Raw genomic sequence first — 21,578 nt, 5'->3', positions numbered from 1 at the left:
GCGGCCGGCGGGCCCCGTCGCCCCCGACCGTAGGAGACCCCACCGACAGAACGCGTGCATTCCGGATCCTACGCGCCCGCCTCACCGGTGTCCCCGCTCGCGGCCCCGCCGCGGGCGGGGCTCACCCGAGCAGGGAGGCGAGCAGGCCGCGGGCGTCGTCCGCGGACTCCCGGTCCCCGGTCCTGGCGCAGACGGCGGCCGCCCGCGCCAGGTGCGCGCGCGCCTCGCCGGGGCGGCCGAGCGCGAGCTGGATCCGGCCGGCCAGCAGCAGGCTGCGGCCGCGCCCCCACCGGTCGCCGATGGCGACCTGGATCTCCAGCGCGTCGAGCGCGTGCCGCAGGGCCTGCTCGTGCTCACCCGCCTGGGCGTGGACGCGGGCGATGTTGTCGAGGGTGTCGGCGGTGCCGCGGCGGTCGTCGATCTCATACCGGATGGCCAGCGCCCGGCGGCCCTGGTCGAGCGCCTCGGCGGTATCGCCGAGCCGCCGCATGAGGCGCGACAGGGTGTTCAGGCTGTCGCCCTCGCCGCGCCGGTCGCCGATCTCCCGGCGCAGCGCGAGGGCCTGCGTGACGAGCTCCAGCGCGTCGGCGAAGCGCCCGGCGTTGCGGTGCACGCGGGCGAGCAGGTCGAGGATCTCGCCCTCCCCGTGCCGGTCGGCGTTCTCCCGGTGGAGCCGCAGCGCGTCCAGCCCGGCGGCGAGCGCGGCGGCCTCGTCGCCGAGCCGCCACCGCGCGTGCGCGAGGGTGCCGAGGCTGTCGGCCTCGCCGCGCCGGTCGCCGATCTCCCGGTACAGGGCCAGCGCCCGCTCGGCGAGGCCCACGGCGACCTCGTTGCGGCCGAGCCTGCGGTGGTTGCGCGACAGGGTGGCCAGGCTCTCGGCCTGGCCGTGCCGGTCGTCGGTCTCGGTGCGGATGCGCAGCGCGGCGCCGGCGTGCCGCAGCGCCTTGCGGTAGCGGGCCATGCAGTAGCAGACGCGCGCGAGGCCGTCGCGGGCCGCGCTCTCGCCGTCGAGGTCGCCGATCTCCCGCAGGATCGCGATGGCCTTGCGGGAGTGCCGGACGGCGGCGCGGAACGCGGCCTGGTGGCAGCACACGTCCGCGAGCAGCGTCCGGGTCCGGCCCTCCGCGGCGAGGTCGCCGATCTCCCGCTCGATGCGCAGCGCCTCCTTGAGGACGCGCCGGGCCGCCGGGTACTGCGCCAGCCGGCGGCGGACCCGGCCGATCGCCTCCAGCGTCTCCGCCTCCCCGTAGCGGTCGCCGGTCGCCCGCTGCAGCCGCAGGGCCTCGGCGAGGTGCGCGAGCGCCGCGTCGTGCCGGCCCAGCTCGCCCTGCAGCCGGCCGATGAGCGTGAGCGCCTCCGCCTCGCCCGTCCGGTCGTCCATCTCCCGCTTGGCCTCCAGGACCTCCAGGGCGGTCCGCAGCGCCCGGCCGTACCGCGCCTGCCTGCGGTCGATGTGCGCGAGGGTGAGCAGGTCGTCGGTCTCTCCGTGCCGGTCCCCGGTGCGCCGGCAGATCTCCAGTGACTCCTGGGCGCACTCCCGGGCCCGCGCGTAGCGGGCGGTGCGCGCGTGGATGCGGGCGAGGACGTACAGCGCGCCGCTGGCCCCGGCGAGGTCGCCGATCTCCCGCTGGATCGCCAGGGCCTCCCGCGCGCGGCAGAGGGCCTCGTCGTAGCGGCTCTGGTGCCAGCGGACGAGCGCCAGCTTGGCGATGCTCTCGGCGACGCCGCGCCGGTCGCCGATCTCGCGGCGGATCCGCAGCGACTCCTCGGCGTGCCGGGCGGCCTCCGGGTACCGGCTCGTGCGGATGCCGAGGCGGGCGAGGACGTCCAGCGTCACGCTCTGGCCCGGCCGGTCGCCGGTCTCGCACTGGAGGCGCATCGCGGCGGTGGCGTGCCGCAGCGCGGCCCCGTGGTCGCCCATCCGGCACTGGATCCTGGCGATGGTGGCGAGGCTCGCGCCCTGGGCGATCCGCTCGCCGCCGCCGACGCCGGCCCGGGCGTGGTTGGCGAGGGCGGCGAAGGCGTGGCCGAGGGCCTCGCCGTACCGGCCGGCGCTGCGCTCGATCTCGGCGAGGTTGGTCAGCGTCTTGCCGAGGCCGTACCCGGCCTTCATCCTGCGCTGGAGGGCGAGGGCCCGCTCCACGTCGCGGCGGGCGTCGGCGTGCCGGCCGAGCCGCCGCTCCACCAGGGCGACGAGGTTGAGCGCCGACGCGACGCCGTGCTCGTCCCGGATCCGCCTCCGGATGGCCAGGGCGGCCCGCGCGTGCCGGATGGCCAGCTCGTACCGCCCGGAGTCGTGGTGGAACTGGGCGATGGTGCACAGCGCCTCGGCCTCCCCGTACTGGTCGCCGACGTCCCGGCAGATGCGCAGCGCGCGGGTCGCGTCCTCGAAGGCGGCCGGGCGGTCCCCCAGGTTCTCGCGGACGCGCGCCCGGCTGATCAGGCTGGCGGCGACGCCGGTGAGGTCGCCGACGTCCTCCCGGATGCGCACCGCGTCGTCGGCGCGGGCGAGCGCCTCGGCGAGCCGGCCGCTGCGCCGCAGCGTGCGGGACATGCCGTCCAGGACCTCGCCCTGGCCGCGCCGGTCGCCGAGCCGCTCGCGGACGGCGAGCGCCCGCCGGGCGTAGCGCAGGGCCAGGTCGACGCGGCCGAGGCGGCGCAGGATCCGGGAGATCAGCTCCAGCGCCTCGGACTCGCCGGCGCCGGCCCGCAGCTCCCGGTGCAGGCGCAGCGACTCGCGGGCGTGGCGCAGCGCGGTGCGGTAGTGCGCGAGCCTCCAGTGCACCTGCGCGATCTGCGCCAGCGCCTGCCCGGCGCCGTGCCGGTCGCCCTCCCGGGTCAGGATCTCCAGCGCGCGCTCGCCGAAGCCGAGGGCCTCCTCGTTGCGGCAGCACAGCCGCTCCGCGCGCGAGCGCGTGTTGAGCGCCCAGCCCGCCCGGCGGTGGTCGCCGAGCTCGGTGAAGATCTCGTACGCCGCCTTGGCGTCCGCACCGGCCTCGGCGTGGTTGCCGCGGTCGCAGTGCACGACGGCGAGCTGGTCGAGCATCAGCGCCTCGGAGTGCCGGTCCCCGGCGGCCCGCGCCGCGGCGAGGCCGAGCCGGTGCACCTCCAGGTTGTCGGCGCCGTGCTTGTCCCGGCGCAGCAGGTGGAACAGCGCGTCGGCGAACCGCCAGGCGAGCGCGGGCTCGCCGCGCTCGGCCGCCCGCCGCGCCATCGCCACGACGGCGGCCCGCTCCGCCTCGAACCAGGCGAGGGCCCGCTCGGCGGCGGCCGGGGACAGCGGCTCCGCCGCGCACGCGGGGCCGGTCGCCGACGGCGCGATCGCCGCCGCGGCCTCGCGGACGCGGGTCAGGTACCAGCCGAGCAGCCGCCGGGCCGCGGGGCCGGCCGCCGCGCCGTCCTCGCGGGCGAGCCGCTCGGCCGCGTACTCGCTGAGCAGCTCGTGCAGGCGGAACCGGCCGACGGTCCCGGGCTCGACGAGGTGGCGGCGGACGAGGCCGCGCAGCAGCCGGCGGGCCTCCGGGACGGGCACGCCGAGCAGCGCGGCGAGGCTCTCGGCGCCGAAGTCGTAGCCGTGCAGGAGGCCGAGCATCCGGAAGACGCCCTGCTCGCGGGGGGTCAGGCCGTCGTAGGACAGGTCGAAGGCGGGCCGGATGGCGAGGCCCGCGTCGCCGTCGAGGGCGAGCACGTCGAGCCGGCCGCCGCAGGTCAGCTCGTCCACCACGGCGGCGACCGAGTCGAACGGCCCGGCGGCGAGCCCGACCACCGCGATGCGGATGGCGAGCGGCAGCCGGCCGCACGAGTCGGCGAGGTCGGCGACCGCGTCCGGCTCCCGCTCCCCGCGGTCGCCGCCGAGCAGCCGGGCGACGAGCTCGCACGACTCGTCCGTGGTGAGCGGGGCGACCGGGACCGACACGGCGCCGAACCGGGCGTCGAGGCCCTCCAGCCGGGTGCGGCCGGTCACCACGACCAGGCAGCCGGGGCCGCCCGGCACCAGCGGGACGATCTGGCCGGCGTCCGCGGCGTTGTCGAGCACCACGAGGACGCGGCGCTCGGCGACCAGGGAGCGGAACAGCGCGGCCCGGCGCGCCTCGTCCGCCGGGATGTCGCCGGCCGCGACGCCGAGGTCGCAGAGCAGCCGGAACAGCGCCCGGGCGGGCGTCGCCGCGGTCCGCCGGGACAGCCCGTGCAGGTCGAGGAAGATGTGCTCGTCGAAGCGGCCCGCGTTGCGGTGCGCCCAGTGCAGCACCAGCGACGTCTTGCCGACGCCGGCCATGCCGTGGATGTGCACCACGGTCGCCGAGCCGCGGCCGCCGGACGAGGCGAGCGCCTCGTCCATCGCGGCGAGCTCCCGCTCGCGGCCGACGAAGTCGCGGGGCGCCGCGGGCAGCTGCCGGACGGGCGGCGCGAACCGGGGCGCCGCCTGGTGGACGATCTTGTCTCCGGCGACGATGTCGCCGTCGGCGTGCACGGTGTCGTGGAAGTGCGCCGCCGCCCCGTCCGCCGGGGGGCGCCGGCGCCGCGCGAGGCCCGCCGCGCCGCCGCCCCCGTCCGGGCCGCCGGACGCTCCCCCGCCGAACCCCTCGCCGTCGAATGCGTGCTCTCTCGTCATGGCCGGGTGCCGCCTTCACCTGTCATGATCGGGGTCGTTTCCAGGAGAACCCCCGGGCGCGGCCCGCACAACGCCTCGTCCAATGCCCGTACAAGGCCGTACGCGGCCGGGCACGGCGCCCGGTCCCGCTGCGGCGCGGCGCCGCGACGGACGGTGAGGAACCCCGGGAAAACCCGGAAATCGAACTAAATGTCCGCATTTATGTCATTTGACCTTTTCTGCGGCGGCGCCGGGTGTCTGACTCGGAGCGTCAGACGGACCCGGACCCGCCGCGGAGGTTCAGATGGCCCACAGCGCACCGTCCGGCGACGGCGCGGAGGCGCCGGACCCGCGCCGGATCGTCACGCGGCAGGACTTCGCGCGGGAGCTGACGCTGCTGCGGGAGCGCGCGGGCCTGACCGTGCGGCAGGTCGCGCGGAACGCCGGGATGCCGGACGCGAGCGCCGGCGGCTACTTCTCCGGCCGGCATCTGCCGCCGCTGCGGCCGCCGCGGCTGCCCCAGCTGCTGCGCGCGTGCGGGGTCGCCGACGCCGGGACGGTCGGGCTGTGGCTGGACGCGCTGCGCCGGGTCCGCCGGAGCCCGGGGCGCCGCCCGGCCGTCGTCCCGTACCGGGGGCTGGCCCGCTTCGAGCAGGAGGACGCCGCCTGGTACTTCGGCCGGGAGGAGCTGACCGCGACGCTGGCCGCCCGCGTGCGGGCCCTCGGGGGCCGCGGCGCGCTGGTGGTCGCGGGGCCGTCCGGGGCGGGCAAGTCGTCGCTGCTGCGCGCCGGCCTCGTCCCCGCGCTGCGCGGGGAGGCCGCGATCGTGCTCCGCACGGCCGGCGAGCTGAAGGCCGCCGAGGTCCCCGGGCTCTGCGGCGCGGGGCCCGCGGTCGTGCTCGTCGACCAGTTCGAGGAGGTCTTCACGGGCCGGTCCGAGGCGGACGCCGAGGAGCTCATCGGCGCGCTGCTGGACCTGCCCGCCGCCGTGGTCCTGGCCCTGCGCGCCGACTTCTACGCGCGGGCGCTGCGGCATCCGGGGCTCGCCGGGGTGCTGCAGGCGGGCCAGGTCGTCGTCACCCCCATGAACGAGGACGAGCTGCGCCGCGCGATCGTCGCGCCCGCGCAGCGGGCGGGGCTGGAGCTGGAGCCCGGCCTGGCCGACCTGCTGCTGCGGGAGATGAGCCCGGCGCCGGGCGCGCGGGCCGGCGCCGCCCACGAGACGGGCACGCTGCCGCTGCTGTCGCACGCGCTGCTGTCGACGTGGGAGCGGCAGCGGCAGGGGATGCTCACCATCGCCGGCTACCGGGAGAGCGGCGGGATCGAGGGCGCGGTGCGCGCCACCGCCGAGGAGGTCTACCGCGGGCTGGACGAGGAGGAGCGCCTCGTCGCGCGGCGGCTGTTCGGGCGGCTCGTGCACATCGCCGACGACACCGGCGTGACCCGGCGCCGGGTGGCGGAGCGCGAGCTCGGCGACGAGGTACGGGAGGTGCTCGACCTGTTCGTCGCGCAGCGCCTCGTCACGGCCCGCGCCGACGGCGTGGAGATCGCCCACGAGGCGCTGCTGTTCGCCTGGCCGCGGCTGCGCGCGTGGCTGGACGCCGACCGGGCGGACCTGCGCACCCACCGGCGGCTCACCGCGGGCGCCGAGGCGTGGGAGGAGTCGGGCCGCGACCCGGGGACCCTGCTGCGCGGCGGGTGGCTGGCCGAGGCCGAGGAGCTGGCCGCCGACCCGCGGCGCGGCGCCGCCCTCAACGAGCGGGAGCGGCGGTTCCTGGACGCGTCGGTGCGCCAGCGGGACGCGGAGGCGCGGGCGACGCGGCGGCTGGTCCGGCGCGGCCGGCGGCTGATCGCCGTCCTGTCGGCGGTGTCCCTGCTGGCGCTCGGCCTGGCGGCGGTCACGCTGCGCCAGCGGCACGCCGCCGACGCGCAGCGCGACATCGCGGTGTCGCGGCAGGTGGCGATCGAGTCGGGCAGGCTGCGCGGCAAGGACCCCGCGCTCGCCGGGCAGACCGCGCTGGCCGCGTACCGGGTGGCGCGCACCCCCGAGGCCCGCGCCGGCCTGCTGGAGGCCTACTCCGGCCCCGCCGCGACCCGCGTCGTGAGCGGCCCGCGTCTGCTGCAGTCGGTCGCCGTGAGCCGGGACGGCCGCATGCTCGCGACCGGCGGCGCAGACCGGGCCGTGCGGCTCTGGAACGTCGCCGACCGCGGCCGCCCCGCGCCGGCCGGGGAACCGGTGCGCGGCTTCCCCGACACCGTGTACAGCGTGGCGTTCGGCCCGGACGGGCGGACGCTCGCGGCCGGGAGCGGCGGGGGCACGGTGCTCACGTGGCGGCCGGGCGGGGCGCCGCGCGCGCTCACCGGGCCGGAGAGCACCGTCTACGCGGTGGCGTTCAGCCCCGACGGCCGGACGCTCGTCGCGGCGAGCGCCGACCGCACGGTCCGGTACTGGGACACCGCCTCCCCGCGACCGGACGGCCGGGTGCTGTTCGAGGGCGAGGCCCCCGCGCACAGCGTCGCGTTCAGCCCGGACGGCTCGACGCTGGCCGCGGGCTTCGCCGATGGAACGGTCCAGTTCGTGGACGTCCCCCGCCGCGCGCGGCTCGGCCGCCCCCTCGCGGCCGGGACGCGCACCGTCTTCTCGGTGGCGTTCAGCCCGGACGGCCGGATGCTCGCGGCGGGCAGCGCCGACGGAAGCGTCCGGCTCTTCCGGACCTCCGACCGGTCCCCGGCCGGCAAGCCGCTGACCGGGCCGAAGAGCTGGGTGAACGGGACGGCCTTCGCGCCCGGCGGCGAGTCGGTCGCGGCGGCGAGCTCCGACGGCAGGGCCTGGGTGTGGGACACCCGGACGCGCGCGCTCATCGCGACCCTGCCGCATCCGGGGCCGGTCACGTCGGTGGCGTTCCCCCGCCCGGGGACGGTGGCGACCGCCGCGTCCGACGGCGCCGCGCGGCTGTGGGACCTCCCGGGGCCGGTCATCGAGGGTCCGGGCGGCGACGTGTTCGCCGTGGGGCTGAGCCGCGACGGCCGGGTCCTCGCGCTGGCGGGCAACGGCGGCGCCGCGCGGCTGTGGTCGGTGGCCGACCCGCGCCGCCCGTACCCGCTCGGCCCGGTGATCGAGCGGGCGGCGGGCCCCGCCGCGGCGTCGGGGGCCGCCGCGCTCAGCCCGGACGCCGCGACGCTGGCGATCGGCGCCACCGACGGCTCGACGCAGCTGTGGGACGTCCGCTCCCCCGGCCGTCCCGCCGCGATCCCCGCCAGGCTCACCGGCCCCGGCGACATCGTGCAGGGCCTCACGTTCAGCCCGGACGGCCGCCTTCTCGCCGTGGCGGGCAACGACACGAAGGTCTGGCTGTGGGACGTGAGCGACCCGTACCGGCCGGAGCGCCTCGCCGAGCTCGCGGGCGCGGGCAACTACACCTACCAGGCCGCGTTCAGCCCCGACGGCCGGACGCTCGCCTACGGCACCGCGGACCGGACCGTCCTGCTGTGGGACGTCGCCGATCCCCGGCACCCGGTCAGGCTCGGCGGCGCCCTGACCGCCCACGGCGGCTACGTCTTCGCCGCGGTGTTCAGCGCGGACGGCGGGACGCTGGCCACCGCGGGCGCCGACAACACGGTGATCCTGTGGGACGTCCGGGACCGGGCGCGCCCGCGCCCGCTCCCCCGCCGCCTGCGGGGCCCGGCCAACTACATCTACTCGCTCGCCTACGGCCCCGGCGGCGTCCTCGCGGCGACCGGGGGCGACGGGACCGTCTGGCTGTGGGACGCGTCCGAACCGTCCGATCCGCGCCATCTGGCGACCCTCACGGCGTCCACCGAGGCCCTCTACATCGACATGGCGGTCCCGAGCCGCCCCCTTCTGGTCACCGCCGGGGCCGGCCGCGAGGTCAGGCTGTGGAACCTGGACCCGGAGGAGGTGGCCGCGCACATCTGCGCCACGGCGGGCACCGCGATCACGCGGGCCGAATGGCGGCGCTACCTGCCGTCCGCCCCGTTCGCCCCGCCCTGCCGGTGAGGCTCCCGCCGGGGAGCCTGCGGCGGGCGGGGCTCCTACCGGTGGGGTTCGATCATGGTGATGCCGGGGCCGGTCATCTCCGTGAGGGCGGCGGGCGCGTCGTCCAGGGCGAGGACGCGGCTCACCAGCAGCTCGGGGCGCAGCGTGCCGGCGCGGACGAGCTCCATCATCGGGCCGTAGGCGTGCGCGGCCATCCCGTGGCTGCCGGCGATCTCCAGCTCCCACGCGATGACCCGGTCCATCGGGAGGGAGGCGCGGCCCGCGCCGGGCGGCAGCAGGCCGACCTGGACGTGCCGGCCGCGGCGGCGCAGCGACTCGATGGACGCGCGGGCGGTCGCCGGGCTGCCGAGCGCGTCGAGGGAGACGTGCGCGCCGCCGCCCGCGGCGTCGCGGACGGCCGCGGCGGGGTCGTCGCGGCCGGAGGCGTCGACGACCGCGGACGCGCCGCAGCGGCGCGCCAGCTCCAGGGCCCCCGGCGAGACGTCGACGGCGACGACGCGGGCGCCCGCCGCCGCGGCGATCATGACGGCGGACAGGCCGACGCCGCCGCAGCCGTGCACGGCGACCCACTGCCCGGCGGCCACGCCGCCCTGCGCCGTGACGGCCCGGAACGCGGTGGCGAACCGGCAGCCCAGCCCGGCGGCGGTCGTGTACGACATCTCATCGGGTATCGGGACGAGGTTCACGTCCGCGTTCTCGATCGCGACGTAGTGGGCGAACGAGCCCCAATGCGTGAAGCCCGGCTGGGTCTGGGCCTCGCACACCTGCTGGTCCCCCGCCGCGCAGGACGGGCAGCGGCCGCAGGCGCACACGAACGGGACGGTCACCCGGTCGCCGGGGCGGTGCCGGGCGACGCCGGCGCCGGTCTCGGCGACCGTGCCGGCCAGCTCGTGGCCGGGGACGTGCGGGAAGGCGCGGATGTCGGGGTCGTGGCCCCGCCAGCCGTGCCAGTCGCTGCGGCACACGCCGGTGGCCTCGACGCGGATGACCGCGCCGCCCGCCGGGACGGGCGGGTCGGGCAGCTCGCGGACGGACGGCGGCGCGGCGAAGGCGTCGTAGGCGACCGCCCGCACTAGGAGCCGGACCGCACTAGAACTCGAAGCCGCCGGGGCGGCCGTTGCGGTCGGCGATCAGCCCGGCGAGGGTGGCGATGGCGATCTCCGCCGGGGACCTGGAGCCGATGTTCAGCCCGATCGGGCGGTGCACCCGGGCGATGTCGCTCGCGGGGACGCCGAGTTCGGTGAGCGCCGGGATGTGCGGCGCCGGGTGCCGCGGGTTGCCCATGACGCCGACCCACCGGACGGGCTGGGTCAGCACGTCGCGCAGGACCGGCCCCAGCTCGGGGCGGTGGTGGTCGGTGACGACGACGTCGGCGGTGCCGTCGAGGGGCGGCAGGTCGGCGGCGCCCTCGCGGTCCTTGTCGGGGTCGACGAGGAACGTCCGGTAGCCGAGGTCGGCGCCGTAGCGCAGCAGGTGGTCGGCGACCTGGCCGGCGAACACCGCGACCAGCGTGCGCTCCGCCGCGGGCGGCGGGGCGTCGCCGTGCGCGACGGCGCAGGCCGGGTCGGTCTCGTGCGGTGTGCCCATACCCGAAGTGTGCCGCGTGCGGCGGCGGCCGGTCCAGGGGGCGCGCCTTCATCGGAGACCCGTTCATCGGAAACCCGCGTTTCCCGAACGTGGCACTCCCCCCTCGGAGCGGGTACGCCTAAACTACCTGGCACCCGGCGCACAGGAGGGATCGTGATCGCGAGACCGGAGGGCGGCCCCCGTGTCGTGGTGGGGGTGGACGACTCCGCGGGCGCCCGCTGCGCGCTCTCCTGGGCGATCGGCGCGGCGCGGCTGCGCAGGCTCCCGCTGCTGGTCGTGCACGCGGCGCCGCTGCCGCCGCACGTGTCGGCGGCCGGGCAGCTCGGCTGCGGCATCACCGAGGCGCTGCGCGGCTCCGGCGCCGAGCTCATCGCGCGGCTGCTCACCGAGGTGTCGGGCGGGCCGCCGGAGGGCGTGGAGCTGACCGCGCTGGCGCTGGTCGGGGAGCCGGGCGCCACGCTGGTGCGGCTGGCGGGCGACGACGACATCCTGGTCGTGGGGCACGGGTCCCGCGGCCCGGTCTCCCGGCTGCTGCGGCCGTCGGTGCGGCTGCACTGCGCGCGGCGCGCCCGCGCGACGCTGGTGTGCGTCCGGCAGCCCTCGTTCGAGACCCTGATGGAGGGGCTGGCCGTGTCGGACGAGTCGCCCGAGCACGTCCAGGATTCGCGTTTCCGCAGGCTGGGGCGGCGGCTGCGGCTGCCGCTCTGACCGCCCCGCCCTAGGCTGGAGCCCATGCGCAAGTACGTCATCATCGGGGCCATCGGCAGCGGCAAGGGTACCCAGTCGGGACTGCTCGCGCGGGATCTGGACATCGTGCACATCAGCGTCGGGGACATCTTCCGCTGGCACGTCAAGAACCACACCAAGCTGGGCGCGCAGGTGCGCCGGATCATGGCGGCCGGCGAGCTGGTCGGCGACGACCTGGCGGAGAACGTCGTCCGGGAGCGGCTCGGCCAGCACGACTGGAACTACGGGTTCGTGATCGACGGCTTCCCGCGCAGCCGGCGGCAGACCGAGTTCTTCCTGGAGAGCTACGACATCGACGGGGTGATCCACCTCGACCTGCCGGACGCGGAGGTGCGCCGCCGGGTCCTGGCGCGGCGGCTGTGCTCCCGGTGCGGGATGGACTACAACCTGATCGCGGACCGCCCCACCGAGGAGGGGCGCTGCGACGTGTGCGGCGGCGAGCTGGTGACCCGCGAGGACGACACCGAGGAGGCGCTCGCCGAGCGGCTGCGCCAGTACCACGAGAAGACCGACCCCATCCTGGAGCTGTTCGGCCGCAAGGAGTACGTCGTCACCGTGGACGCCCGGCCGGGCATCGACGAGGTGCAGCGGACGCTCCGCGAGAGGCTCCGGCTGCCGATGCCGGGATGACGCCGCCGCGATGACCTCCCCCGTCGCCGAACTGGCCGACGACCGCGCGGAGCGGCGGGGCCTGCGGCTGTTCCTCAAACGGGACGACCTGGTCCATCCGGAGCTGCCCGGCAACAAGTGGCGCAAGCTCAAGCACAACCTCGGACCGGCCCGCGCGCACGGGACGCTCCTGACGTTCGGCGGCGCCTACTCCAACCACATCCGCGCGGCGGCGGCCGCCGGGAGGCTGTACGGGTTCCGGACGATCGGCGTGATCAGGGGCGAGGAGCACCTGCCGCTGAACGACTCGCTGGCCTGCGCCGAGCGGATGGGCATGCGCCTCGCCTACATGGACCGCACCACCTACCGGCGCAAGCACGAGCCGGACGTCGTCGCCGCGCTGCGCGAGCGGTGGGGCGACTTCTACCTGCTCCCGGAGGGCGGCAGCAACGCGCCGGCCGTCCGGGGGTGCGCGGAACTCGGCGCGGAGGTGCCGGGCTTCGACGTGGTGTGCTGCCCCTGCGGGACGGGCGGGACGCTCGCCGGCCTGGCGGCGGGCCTGGCCACGCACCAGCGGGCCATCGGTTTCTCCGTGCTCAAGGGCGGCTTCATGGACGGCGAGGTGGAGCGACTCCAGCGCGAGACCTACGGCGAGCGACGGGGGAACTGGCGCGTTGAGCACGGCTTCCATTTCGGCGGCTACGCCAAGCGCACCCCCGAGCTGGACGCCTTCGTCGACGACTTCGCCGACCGGCACGGCCTGGTCCTCGACCGCGTCTACACGGCCAAGATGATGTTCGGCGTCCTCGCCCTGGCCGAGCGCGGCGCCTTCCCTCGCGGGACGCGGATATTGGCCGTCATCACCGGCTGACCCGGGCGGCCCCGCGTCCGGGGCCGCCCGGGCGGGCGTCAGGCCGGGGGCAGGTCGACCAGGGCCGCGAGCGCCGCCCGGTGCCGGTCGGGCGTGCCGAGCGCGATCGAGTCGGCCTTGGCCCGCTTCAGGAACAGGTGCGCGGGGTGCTCCCAGGTGAAGCCGATCCCGCCGTGCATCTGCACGCACTCCTCGGCGGCCTTGACCGCGACGGCCGAGCAGTGCGCCTGGGCGACGGCCGCCGCGACCGGCGCGTCGCCGTCGCCGGCGGCCGCGCAGGACGCGGCGTGCCTGGCCACCGCGCGGGCCTGGGTGATCGACGTCCACAGGTCGGCGAGGCGGTGCTTGAGCCCCTGGTAGGAGCCGACCGGCCGGCCGAACTGGTAGCGCGTCTTCACGTAGGCGACGGTGTCGTCGAGGCAGCGCTGAGCGAGCCCGAGCTGCTCGGACGCCAGCATCGCCGCGCCGGTCAGCAGCGCGGCGCGCACGGCGCCGACGTCCCCGACGCGCCGGGCGGGCGCCGCGGAGAAGGCCGCGTCGGCGAGCCGCCGGGTCATGTCGAGCGAGGTCACCGCGGTCCGGCGGGCGTCGGCGGCGTCCACCGCGTACAGGGCGCCGGACGCCGGGACGAGGAACACGTCCGCGGCCATGCCGTCGGCGACGCTGGTGACCTCGCCGGTCAGCGTCCCGTCCGCCGCCTGCACGGCGGGGACCCCGTCCCCGGGGGCGGTGCTGAACGGCACGGCCAGGACCGCGATCCTGCTCCCGGCGGCCAGCTCGGCGAGCAGGTCGCGCTCCCCGGCGGCCAGCAGCGCGGCCGTCGCGATGACCGAGCTGGTCAGGAACGGGACGGGCGCGGCGGTCCGGCCCAGCTCCTCCATGACCACGGCGGTCTCCCGCCAGGTGGCGCCGGCGCCGCCGAGGTCCTCGGGCACGGGCAGGCCCGCGCAGCCGAGCTGGGCGGCGAGGGCGCGCCACAGCCCGGCGTCGTAGGGCTCGTCCTTCTCGGTGCCCGCCAGCACCGAGCTCCAGGGCGCCTTGTCGTCGAGCAGCTCGCGGACGCCGGCGCGCAGGTCGTTCTCGATCTCGGAGTACAGCAGGTCGCTCACTTGGGCAGGTCCTTCCACGCCACGTCCTTGTCGACGCGGATCTCGCCGGGCAGGCCGAGGACGCGCTCGGCGATGATGTTGCGCAGGATCTCCGAGGTGCCGCCCTCGATGGAGTTGCCCTTGGCGCGCAGGTAGCGGTAGCCGGGCGAGCGGCGGGTGAAGTCGACCCCGGTGGGGCGGCGCATCGTCCAGTCGTCGTAGCGCAGGCCGTCCTCGCCGAGCATCTCCAGCTCCAGGCCGGAGACCTCCTGGTTGAGCTTGGCGAAGGCCAGCTTGGCGCCCGAGCCCTCGGGGCCGGGCTGCCCGGCGGCGAGCTGCTGGCGCAGCCGCGCCCCGGTGAGCCGGGCCGCCTCGGTCTCCACCCAGGCGCGCATGAGCGCGTCGTGCAGGCCGGGGGTGCGCAGCTCGGGCCGGTCCCGCCACAGCGCGGCGACCACGCCGATCATGCCGCTCTCGCGCGGGGCGGCGTTGCCGCCGATCGCGACCCGCTCGTTCATCAGCGTCGTGGTGGCGACCCGCCAGCCCTCCCCGACCTCGCCGAGCCGGTGCTCGTCGGGGATGCGCACGTCGGTGAGGAACACCTCGTTGAACTCGGCTTCGCCGGTGATCTGCCGCAGCGGCCTGACCTCGACGCCGGGCGCGGTCATGTCGCACACGAAGTAGGTCATCCCGCGGTGCTTGGGGACGTCGGGGTCGGTGCGGGTGACGAGGATCGCCCAGCGCGCCTCGTGGGCCAAGGACGTCCAGACCTTCTGGCCGTTGACCGTCCAGGCATCGCCGTCGCGGACGGCGCGGGTGGCGAGCGCGGCGAGGTCGGAGCCGGCGCCGGGCTCGCTGAACAGCTGGCACCACACCTCCTCGCCGGTCCACAGCGGGCGCAGGAAGCGGCGCTTCTGCTCCTCGGTGCCGAACGCGAGGATCGTCGGCGCGGCCATGCCGAGTCCGATGCTGTTGCGCTCGGGATGGTTGGCCGGCGCACCGGCCTCGGCGAACGCCCGGTCGACGGCGGGCTGCAGGTGCCGCGGGGCGCCGAGCCCGCCGAGCCCCTCGGGGTAGTGGACCCAGGCGAGCCCGGCGTCGAAGCGGGCGCGCAGGAACTCCAGGGGTTCCATGGCCAAGGGGTCGTGTGCGGCGAGGAACTCGCCGACCCGCCTGCTCAGCTCGTCGGCGTCGGGCGGTGCTGTGCTCACAGGGCGGACCTCCGCGAGGGGTCGGCGGACGGCGGCCGGGCCGCCCGCTCCGGACATACCAACCGGTCGGTATGGCAGGTCCACCCTAGAAACCCGAGGGACGCCGAGTCAACCGGGACGCCGAGTCAACCGGGACGCCGAGTCAACCGCCCCGCACCGCGCGCGCCAGCCTCCGGTGGTCGTGGTAGTCGCGCGTCTCCACGATCAGGCCGTCCCGGACCCGCAGCACCTGGATGTTCGCGACGCGGAACGTCCGCCCCGTGGCGGTGACGCGGCCGTCGTAGTCGAACTCGGCGACGACGACCTCCGGGTCGGCGGTGTCGTGCACCACCGCGTTGCGGGCCCGCAGTTCGAGGGGGCCCCGGGCGGCGGCGCGGAAGTGCCGGTCGATCGCGGCGCGGCCCTCCAGGCGCGAGGGCGCCGGCGGCGGCGCGAACGGCTGGTCGACCACCGCGTCCTCGGCGTACAGGGCGCCGAGCTCGTCCCAGCGGCCGGCCGAGATGCCCGCGCTGAGCCGCCCGAACACCTCGCGCGGCGTGCCGCCGCCCGGGGCGGACGTCATGCCATCGCCTCGTCGAAGGCGCGGTGGTGGGCGTAGTCGCGGGACTCCACGATGTGCCCGTCGCGGACGCGCAGCACGAAGATGTTGGGCACGACGAACTCGCGCCCGGTCTCGGTGTTGCGGCCCTCGTACTCGAACTCCGCGATGATCACCTCCGGGTCGGCGGTCTGGTGGACGACGACGTTGCGGGCCTTCAGCTCCATCGGAAGGGTCCGCAACCGGGCGAAGTGCCCGCGCAGCGCCTCGCGGCCCTCCAGGCGCGAGGCGGGATCGGCGAACGGGTGCACGACCACGGCGTCCGCGGCGTACAGCCGCGGCAGGTCGTCGGGCCGCCGCGCGGTGATCCCGTCGATGAGCCGCTGGAAGACGGCCCGGGGGCTGGCGAACTCGGACATGACTCTCCCCTACAATCGGAGTCCGTGCTCCGTATGAGAAAATACGGAGTCAAGACTCCGTATGTCAACGGAAAGGCCGCGATGACCTCACCCGCGTCCGGCAGGCCCCTGCGCGCCGACGCCCTCCGCAACCGCGCCAGGGTCCTCGCCGCGGCCGAGGAGGTCTTCGCCGTCCAGGGGACCGCCGCCTCCACCGAGGAGGTCGCGCGGAAGGCGGGCGTCGGCATCGGCACGGTGTTCCGGCACTTCCCGACCAAGGAGTCGCTGCTGGAGGCCGTCCTCGTCACCCTGCTGGAGCGGCTGGCCGGCGAGGCGGAGGAGCTGCGGTCGGCCGCGGACCCGGGCCGGGCGTTCTTCGGGTTCTTCGCCCGGGTGGTCGCGCAGGCGGCGACGAAGCACGCCGTCACCGAGGCGCTGGCCGAGGCCGGCGTCGACGCCCGCGAGGCCACGGGGAGGGCCGGGCCGGGCCTGCGGGCCGCCCTCGGCGTCCTGCTGGAACGGGCGCAGCAGGCCGGAGCCGTCCGCGCGGACGTCGGCGCGGCCGAGGTCATGGCGCTGCTGGCCGGCATGTCCTACGCGGCCGGACGCGCCGGAGCCCGCGAGGACGTCCTGCGCATCGCCTTCGACGGCCTGCGCCCGCAGCCGTGCCGCGACGAGCCGGCCGCGGGCCGGCCACGGCTCCGCCAGTCCGGCGGGGAGGCCGGACCGGTGCAGGACGGTCAGTGACGTGACGGCGCGGGTCGGCGCGACGTAGAGGCGGGCGAGGCCGCGCGCCGGCGCAGGGCGGCGCGGGACTCGGCGAGGTGGGCGCGTTCGGCGGCGAGTGTCTCCGGTCCGCCGGTGCCGGCGGGCATGCGTGCGGACCTCCGTGGTGAGAGGGGCGGTGAGCGGCGGGGTGTGAGCGGAACCCGCCGTGTTACCCGCCGATGCGGAGGGTCGGCGGCGCTTCGCCTTGCCCGGCCGGAGGGGCGTGTGTGACGTTGTGCGGCATGGTGTCTTTGACGGGACGGTCCGCGTTGGTCACGGGAGCATCGTCCGGCATCGGCGCGGTCGTGGCGGAGGCGCTCGCCGCGGCCGGCGCCCGCGTCGGGCTGGTGGCGCGGCGCAAGGACAGGCTGGAGCAGGTCCTCGCCCGGTGCCGCGAGCACTCCCCCGGCTCGGCGATGTGGACGGCCGACCTCGGCGACCTCGACGGGATCGGCGAGCTGGCGGCGGCGGTGGAGCGCGAGTTCGGCGGCGTGGACGTGCTGGTCAACAACGCGGGGGCGCCGAAGCGCCGCCGCGTGCAGGACCTGTCCCCCGCCGAGGCCGAGGACGTGATGCGGCTGAACTACGCCTCCCCGGTGCGGCTCACGCTCGCGCTGCTGCCCGGCATGATCGCGCGCGGGCGCGGCCACCTGGTGGCGATCGGGTCGGTCGCGGCGCGGCTCGGCCCGCCGCACGAGGGCGCCTACGGCGCGTCCAAGGCGGCGCTGACGGCGTTCTGGGAGAGCATGGCCGTCGACCTGGACGGCACCGGCGTGCAGGCCCACGTCGTCCAGCCCGCGCTCATCGCGGGCACCGAGCTGTTCACGCTGCCCGGCAACGAGCCGCCGCTGAGCGACCTGTCCGACGCGCTGCCGCCGCGGGAGGTCGCCGACGCCGTCCTGGAGGTGCTGGACAGCGGGAGGTTCGAGCGGTACGTGCCGGCCTGGTTCGACGAGATGGCCTCCGGCAAGGCCGCCGACGTGGACGCGTTCATCGCCGGCGTCAAGGAGTGGACCCGCGACCGCCTGGCCCCCTGACGGGAGGCGTTGCCGCCGCCCCGGCGCGTCTATAGGGTGTGGGTCCACAGTGATCCACATCACAGTGAGCCGAGGTGCGGATGACCGCCGCAGAAGGTCTTCGGGTCCGCGACGTGACGGTCCGGTTCGGCCGGCTGACGGCCGTCGACGGGGCCGCGCTCACCGCGCCGCCCGGCACGGTGACCGGGCTGGTCGGCCCGGACGGCGCGGGCAAGACGACGCTGTGCGACGTGATCGCCGGGCTGCGCCGCCCCGCGGCGGGCACCGTCCACCTCGGCGGCGCCGACCTGACCGGCAGCGCGGCGCGCGAGCGGGCCCGGCGCGGCATCGCCCGCGCGGCCCCCGCGCCGGCCGGTTCCCGCACCGTGCGGGAGGCGGTGCGGGCCGCCGCCGCGCGGCACGCGCTCACCCGCGAGCAGCCGGGCCGGACGGCCCGCGACCGGTGGCGGCGCCGCCTGGACGCCCGGCGGGACGCCGGGCCGCGCGCCGACGAGATCATCGCCCGGCTCGGCATGGAGGAGTACGCGGACCGCTGCGCGCGCACCGCGCCGCCGGGCATCGCGCTGCTGACCGGCCTGGCGCGGGCCCTCGCCGCCGACCCGGCCGTGCTGCTGCTGGACGAGCCGTGGGCGGGCCTCCCGGAGCGGCGCGCCCGCGCCCTGGAGGTGCTGCTGCGCGACCTGGCCGCCGGCGGGCTCGCGGTGCTGGTCGTCGAGCGGGAGCTGGAGCCGGTGCTCGGGGTGTGCGACGTCCTGCACGTGCTGGACGGCGGCCGGATGATCGCGGCCGGCGCGCCCGCGGAGGTCCGCGCCGACCCCCGGGTACGGGACGCCTACCGGGACGCCTACCGGGACGCCGGCCGGGGCGTCACCACGTGTCGATCCACCGCCGGGGCCGGTCCTGCGCGGGCGGGGCTCCGGCGAACACCGTCGTGATCCAGCGGCGCGTGTCGGCGGGGTCGATGACGTCGTCCAGCTCGAACACCGTGGCCGCGTTCAGCGCCTTGCCGTACTCGTAGGCGGCGGCGACCATCTGCTCGAACAGCGCCTCCGGGTCCTCGGCGGCGGCCAGCTCCTTGCGGTACCCGAGCCGCACGGCGCCCTCCAGCCCCATCCCGCCGATCTCTCCGGTCGGCCACGCGACGGTCGCGAGCGGCGCCTTGAACCCGCCGCCCGCCATGGCCTGCGCGCCGAGCCCGTAGCCCTTGCGCAGCACGATCGCGGCGATCGGGACGCGCAGGTTCGCGCCGATGACGAACAGCCGGCTGAAATGCCGGACGGTCGCGGTGCGCTCGGCGTCGGGGCCGACCATGAAGCCCGGGGTGTCGCACAGGGACACGACGGGCAGGCCGTGGGCGTCGCACAGCTGCAGGAACCGGGCGGCCTTGTCGGCGGCGTCGCGGTCGATGGCGCCGCCGAGGTGCGCGGGGTTGCTGGCGATGAGGCCCATCGGGCGGCCCTCGATCCGCACCAGCGCGGTGATGATCCCGACGCCGAACGCGCGGCGCAGCTCCAGCACCGACCCGGTGTCGGCGAGGTGGCGGACGGCGCGGCGGACGTCGTAGGCGCGCTTGCGGTTCTCCGGGACGACGTGCCGCAGGACGCGCTGGTCGTCGCACGCCCACTCGTCCCGCGGCCCCTGGAAGTAGGAGAGGTAGCGGCGGGCGGCGGCGACGGCCTCCGCCTCGTCGTCCACGACGATGTCGACGACGCCGTTGGGCTCCTGGTCGGCGATCGGGCCGATCTCCTCGGGGGCGAACACGCCGAGGCCGCCGCCCTCGATCATCGCGGGGCCGCCCATGCCGATGTTGGCGTCGCGGGTGGCGATGATGGCGTCGCAGCAGCCGAGCAGGGCCGCGTTCCCGGCGAAGCAGCGCCCCGACGCGATCCCGACGGACGGGACGAGGCCGCTGAGCCGCCCCATGGCGTGGAAGGTCGTGACGTCCAGGCCGGAGACCGCGGAGGTGTCGGTGTCGCCGGGCCGTCCCCCGCCGCCCTCGGCGAACAGGACGAGCGGCAGGCGGCGGCGGCGGGCGATGTCGAGCATCCGGTCGGTCTTGCGGTGGTTCTGGTGGCCCTGCGTCCCGGCCAGGACCGTGTAGTCGTAGGACATGACGACGGCCTTCTCGCCGTTGACGTCCCCGATCCCGCACACCATGCCGTCGGCGGGGGTGCGCTCGATGAGGTCGTCCAGGGAGCGGCGCCGCCGCTGCGCCGCGATCGCGAGGGCGCCGTACTCGACGAACGTCCCCGGGTCGCACAGGTCGGCGATGTTCTCGCGGGCGGTGCGGTGCCCGCGCGCGTGCCGCTCGGCGACCGCCTCGGGGCGGGCCGCGTCCAGGCCGATCTCGTGCCGCCGCAGCGTCTCGGCGAGGTCGGCGCGGATCGCGTCGAGGTCGGCCTCGTCCTCCTCGGCGGCGTGGTCCCCGCCGACGTCGGCGGGCTCGACGAACAGCAGCGGCGCGCCCTCGGCGACGGTGTCCCCGGGCGCGGCCGCCAGCGCGCGGACGACGCCCGCCTCCCCCGCGCGGACGACGTGCTCCATCTTCATCGCCTCCAGGACCAGCACCGGCGCACCGGCCCGCACCGCGTCCCCCTCGGCCGCCTCGACGCTCACGACCGTCCCCTGCATGGGCGCGGGGACGGCGACCGTGCCGGGCGGCGCGTCCACCGCGGCCGCGGCCTCCGGTTCGGGCTCGCGCGCGGTCTCGGGGTGGTAGCGGCGGTGCTCGCTCTCCAGCAGCTCGGCCAGATGGTCCGCGACGAAGGAGGTGCCGGCGCCGCCGGCGGTGAACCGCGGATGCCGCAGGATCCCCTGGAGCAGCGGGATGCTCGTGGCCACGCCCGCGATCTCGAACTCGCCGAGCGCGCCGTGCGCCCGCGCGGCGGCGGCCGGGAGGTCCTCCGCGCGGGCGATCACCTTGGCGAGCAGCGGGTCGTAGCGCAGGCTGGTGCGGTACCCGGCGTATCCGCAGGTGTCGACGCGGACGCCCGGTCCGGACGGCGGCGCGAACGCGGTCAGCGTCCCGGCGCGGGGCCGCGGCGCGCCGTCGGCGTCGATCGTCTCGGCGTTGACCCGCACCTGGACGGCGCAGCCGGAGGCGGCCGGCGGCCCCGCCAGCCCCACGTCGGCGAGGCCCTCCCCCAGCGCGAGCCTGATCTGCGCCTTCACCAGGTCGACGCCGGTGATCTCCTCGGTCACGGTGTGCTCGACCTGGAGCCGGGGGTTCGCCTCCAGGAACCAGAACTCCTCGCCCGCGACGAGGAACTCGAACGTGCCGAGGCCGTCGTAGCGGACGCGGGCGGCCATGCGGAGCGCCGCGTCCAGCAGCGCGTCCCTGACCCGGCCGGGCAGCGCGGGCGCGGGCGCGACCTCGATGAGCTTCTGGTGGCGCCGCTGGACGCTGCAGTCGCGCTCCCACAGGTGGGTGACGGCGCCGGTCCCGTCGCCGGCGACCTGGACCTCGATGTGGCGGGCGCGCGGCACGTACTTCTCGGCGTACAGGTCGCCGGCGCCGAACGAGGCGAGCGCCTCGGACCGGCACCGCTCGTAGGCGGCGGCCATCTCGTCCGGGCCGGCGACGACGCGCATGCCGCGTCCGCCGCCGCCGGCGAGCGCCTTCAGCATCACGGTGCCGTGCTCGCGGGCGAACGCCTCGGCGCCGGCCAGGCTCACCGCGCCGCCCGTGCCCGGCGCCACGGGTACGCCCGCCTCGCGGGCCAGGTCCCGCGACCGCGCCTTGTCGCCGAACAGCTCCAGCAGCTCGGGGCGCGGGCCGACGAACGCCAGCCCGGCGGCGGCGCAGCGCGCGGCGAACGCGGCGTTCTCGCTGAGGAAGCCGTAGCCGGGGTGGACGGCGGCGGCGCCGGCGTCCTTCGCGGCGGCCAGCAGCGCGTCGGCGTCGAGGTAGCCGGCGACGCCCTCGCCGGGCAGCGCGCGCACCTCGTCGGCGCGGCGGACGTGCGCCGAGGCGGCGTCGTCGCGGGTGCGGACGGCGACCGTCCGCAGGCCCAGCTCGGCCGCGGCCCGCACGATCCGCAGCGCGATCTCCCCGCGGTTGGCCACCAGGATCCCGCCCACCCGGCCCTCCTCACGTCGCTCTGGCCGACACTCTA

Annotated in this window: 15 protein-coding genes; 7 read left to right on the top strand and 8 right to left on the bottom strand. The window is 76.9% G+C overall.

Annotated elements, in window-relative coordinates; all coding sequences use genetic code 11:
- Positions 1 to 121 precede the first annotated feature (121 nt).
- Positions 122 to 4,612: a tetratricopeptide repeat protein gene (locus ABTW95_RS15470; RefSeq protein WP_500226602.1), complete on the bottom strand. Its 4,491-nt coding sequence runs from the start codon at positions 4,610 to 4,612 to the stop codon at positions 122 to 124.
- Positions 4,613 to 4,895: 283 nt separating this feature from the next.
- Between ABTW95_RS15470 and ABTW95_RS15465 the strand changes: the two genes are divergently transcribed.
- Positions 4,896 to 8,609, top strand: coding sequence for a WD40 repeat domain-containing protein (locus ABTW95_RS15465; protein WP_500226601.1), 3,714 nt, complete (start codon positions 4,896 to 4,898; stop codon positions 8,607 to 8,609).
- Between the two features lie 35 nt (positions 8,610 to 8,644).
- On the opposite strand, the gene ABTW95_RS15460 is transcribed toward ABTW95_RS15465, so the two are convergent.
- On the bottom strand, positions 8,645 to 9,682 hold the full coding sequence (locus ABTW95_RS15460) for a zinc-dependent alcohol dehydrogenase family protein (RefSeq protein ID WP_500226600.1): 1,038 nt from the start codon (positions 9,680 to 9,682) through the stop codon (positions 8,645 to 8,647).
- 16 nt (positions 9,683 to 9,698) lie between these two features.
- Entirely contained in the window at positions 9,699 to 10,196 is a 498-nt protein-coding gene (locus ABTW95_RS15455) for an XdhC family protein (RefSeq protein WP_396446226.1), read from the bottom strand.
- 153 nt (positions 10,197 to 10,349) lie between these two features.
- On the opposite strand from ABTW95_RS15455, the gene ABTW95_RS15450 reads away from it, so the two are divergent.
- From ABTW95_RS15450 to ABTW95_RS15440, 3 genes are read left to right on the top strand one after another with little or no spacing between them, the layout of a single operon-like run.
- Entirely contained in the window at positions 10,350 to 10,904 is a 555-nt protein-coding gene (locus tag ABTW95_RS15450; RefSeq protein ID WP_396446227.1) for a universal stress protein, read from the top strand.
- A 24-nt stretch (positions 10,905 to 10,928) separates the two neighbouring features.
- Entirely contained in the window at positions 10,929 to 11,573 is a 645-nt protein-coding gene (locus ABTW95_RS15445) for an adenylate kinase family protein (protein WP_500226599.1), read from the top strand.
- A gap of 10 nt (positions 11,574 to 11,583) precedes the next feature.
- The gene (locus ABTW95_RS15440) at positions 11,584 to 12,423 is read left to right on the top strand and encodes a 1-aminocyclopropane-1-carboxylate deaminase/D-cysteine desulfhydrase (protein ID WP_500226598.1); all 840 of its coding nucleotides are present in this window, start codon (positions 11,584 to 11,586) and stop codon (positions 12,421 to 12,423) included.
- 38 nt (positions 12,424 to 12,461) lie between these two features.
- Here ABTW95_RS15440 and ABTW95_RS15435 read toward each other — a convergent pair whose 3' ends face one another.
- The 4 genes from ABTW95_RS15435 to ABTW95_RS15420 form a co-directional block, all read right to left on the bottom strand.
- A complete protein-coding gene (locus ABTW95_RS15435) occupies positions 12,462 to 13,532 on the bottom strand; it encodes an acyl-CoA dehydrogenase family protein (protein ID WP_500226597.1) in 1,071 nt (356 codons plus the stop codon).
- Entirely contained in the window at positions 13,529 to 14,722 is a 1,194-nt protein-coding gene (locus tag ABTW95_RS15430) for an acyl-CoA dehydrogenase family protein (RefSeq protein WP_500226596.1), read from the bottom strand. Before ABTW95_RS15430 ends, ABTW95_RS15435 begins: the two co-directional genes overlap by 4 nt.
- Before the next feature lie 142 nt (positions 14,723 to 14,864).
- Positions 14,865 to 15,284, bottom strand: a complete 420-nt coding sequence (locus ABTW95_RS15425) for a nuclear transport factor 2 family protein (protein WP_500226595.1) — start codon at positions 15,282 to 15,284, stop codon at positions 14,865 to 14,867.
- Positions 15,281 to 15,679, bottom strand: coding sequence for a nuclear transport factor 2 family protein (locus ABTW95_RS15420; protein WP_396446233.1), 399 nt, complete (start codon positions 15,677 to 15,679; stop codon positions 15,281 to 15,283). The genes ABTW95_RS15425 and ABTW95_RS15420 overlap by 4 nt, the downstream gene beginning before the upstream one ends.
- An 81-nt stretch (positions 15,680 to 15,760) precedes the next feature.
- Here ABTW95_RS15420 and ABTW95_RS15415 point away from each other — a divergent pair, with 81 nt between their 5' ends.
- The 3 genes from ABTW95_RS15415 to ABTW95_RS15405 all read left to right on the top strand — a co-directional run bounded on the left by ABTW95_RS15415 (position 15,761) and on the right by ABTW95_RS15405 (position 18,398).
- A complete protein-coding gene (locus ABTW95_RS15415) occupies positions 15,761 to 16,405 on the top strand; it encodes a TetR/AcrR family transcriptional regulator (RefSeq protein WP_500226594.1) in 645 nt (214 codons plus the stop codon).
- A gap of 263 nt (positions 16,406 to 16,668) precedes the next feature.
- On the top strand, positions 16,669 to 17,463 hold the full coding sequence (locus ABTW95_RS15410; RefSeq protein WP_396446235.1) for an SDR family NAD(P)-dependent oxidoreductase: 795 nt from the start codon (positions 16,669 to 16,671) through the stop codon (positions 17,461 to 17,463).
- 80 nt (positions 17,464 to 17,543) lie between these two features.
- A complete protein-coding gene (locus ABTW95_RS15405; RefSeq protein WP_500226593.1) occupies positions 17,544 to 18,398 on the top strand; it encodes an ATP-binding cassette domain-containing protein in 855 nt (284 codons plus the stop codon).
- Here ABTW95_RS15405 and ABTW95_RS15400 read toward each other — a convergent pair.
- Positions 18,331 to 21,543, bottom strand: coding sequence for an acetyl-CoA carboxylase family protein (locus ABTW95_RS15400; protein WP_500226592.1), 3,213 nt, complete (start codon positions 21,541 to 21,543; stop codon positions 18,331 to 18,333). The genes ABTW95_RS15405 and ABTW95_RS15400 overlap by 68 nt on opposite strands.
- Between the last annotated feature and the right edge of the window lie 35 nt (positions 21,544 to 21,578).

The organism is Spirillospora sp. NPDC127506 (assembly GCF_040302145.1).
Taxonomy (GTDB): domain Bacteria; phylum Actinomycetota; class Actinomycetes; order Streptosporangiales; family Streptosporangiaceae; genus Spirillospora.
This window is presented reverse-complemented; position numbering and strand designations above follow the sequence as displayed.